Here is a 1,119-nt window from a genome sequence, read left to right on the forward strand (position 1 = left end):
AGCATCGGAAGCGCGCACGCTTTTTGAGCGGCTAGCCCTCCTGCATGAGGGCATGGCGGACGCGGTAGGACTCGCCGCGGAACTGGACGAGCCTCCCGTGGTGGACGATGCGGTCGATCACGGCGGCGGCCATCTGGTCGTCCCCGAACACCGACCCCCACCTGCTGAACTCCAGGTTCGTGGTGATCACCACCGACTGCCTCTCGTATGCGTCGGCGAAGACCTGGAAGAGCAGCCTCGCCCCGTCCGCGTCGAGCGGGAGAAACCCGAGCTCGTCGATGACGAGCAGGCGGGCCTTGCCGATGAGCGCGGCCTCCCGGTCGAGCCTCCCGTCGTCGCGGGCGCGCCTCAGTCGCATCACGAGCGAGGACGCCGTGAAGAAGCGCGCCTCGAGCCTCCTCTCGCACGCCAGCGCGCAGAGGGCCGACGCCATGTGCGTCTTGCCGGTGCCGACGTCGCCCATGAGCACGAGGTCCTCCCTGCGCCCGACGAAGTCGAGCGCGAGCAGCGACTCTCGCCCCATGCCCTCCGGCCACGACACGGCCGACCAGTCGTAGCCGTCGAAGGTCTTGGGCGCCGGCAGCGCGCAGCGCCTGAGCAGCGTCGCGCGCTTCGAGGCCTCGCGGCTGGACCTCTACGCCTCGAGGTAGCCCGCCAGGTACTCCACCTGTTTCGGGGTGCCGAGCCTCGACCACTCCTCCAGGACGGCGGTGGTGAGCGAGCACGACCGCCCGGCCTCCACGACCCTGCGGGCCAGCTCCTCGCTAGCTGCCATCGGCGACCGCCCCCTTCAGGAACCCGTCGTAGACCGACAGGTCGGCCCCGCCGGCCCCGCCGCCTCCTCCCGCGATGCGCCTCGCCAGCACGTCGACCGTGGCGTCGTCGGGGACGCGGCCGCCCTCGACGACCCTGAGCGCCGCCTCGCATGCCGCCTCGAAGCCCGAGGACTCGCTCGCCCGGCCGATCGACCTGAGCGTGCGCCTCCTGCCGGCGGAGTCCATCCGGTCGATCCCCTCGACGAGCCCCGGCGGCATGTCGCGCCTGATCGTCGACTCCCCGAAGGCCCTCGGCCTGGCGATGATGGCGGGCACGAGCGAGAGGGGGTTCCGGACCGCGGGG

General features: G+C 71.9%; 1 protein-coding gene and 2 pseudogenes. All 3 read right to left on the reverse strand.

Annotated elements, in window-relative coordinates; all coding sequences use genetic code 11:
• Positions 1-31: 31 nt before the first annotated feature.
• Positions 32-616: pseudogene (gene istB / locus ABHU32_RS10035) on the reverse strand (IS21-like element helper ATPase IstB); the annotation flags it as partial.
• Between the two features lie 18 nt (positions 617-634).
• Entirely contained in the window at positions 635-775 is a 141-nt protein-coding gene (locus ABHU32_RS10040; RefSeq protein WP_346979821.1) for a hypothetical protein, read from the reverse strand.
• A pseudogene (locus tag ABHU32_RS10045) lies at positions 765-1,119 on the reverse strand (IS21 family transposase); the annotation flags it as partial. The pseudogene ABHU32_RS10045 and the gene ABHU32_RS10040, both read right to left, overlap by 11 nt.

The sequence above is a fragment of the Collinsella aerofaciens genome (genome assembly GCF_039758965.1).
Taxonomy (GTDB): domain Bacteria; phylum Actinomycetota; class Coriobacteriia; order Coriobacteriales; family Coriobacteriaceae; genus Collinsella; species Collinsella aerofaciens_BR.

Bases quoted from the DNA above. Each gene is read 5' to 3' on its own strand.
- ABHU32_RS10040 (WP_346979821.1), bottom strand. From the start codon at position 775: ATGGCAGCTAGCGAGGAGCTGGCCCGCAGGGTCGTGGAGGCCGGGCGG.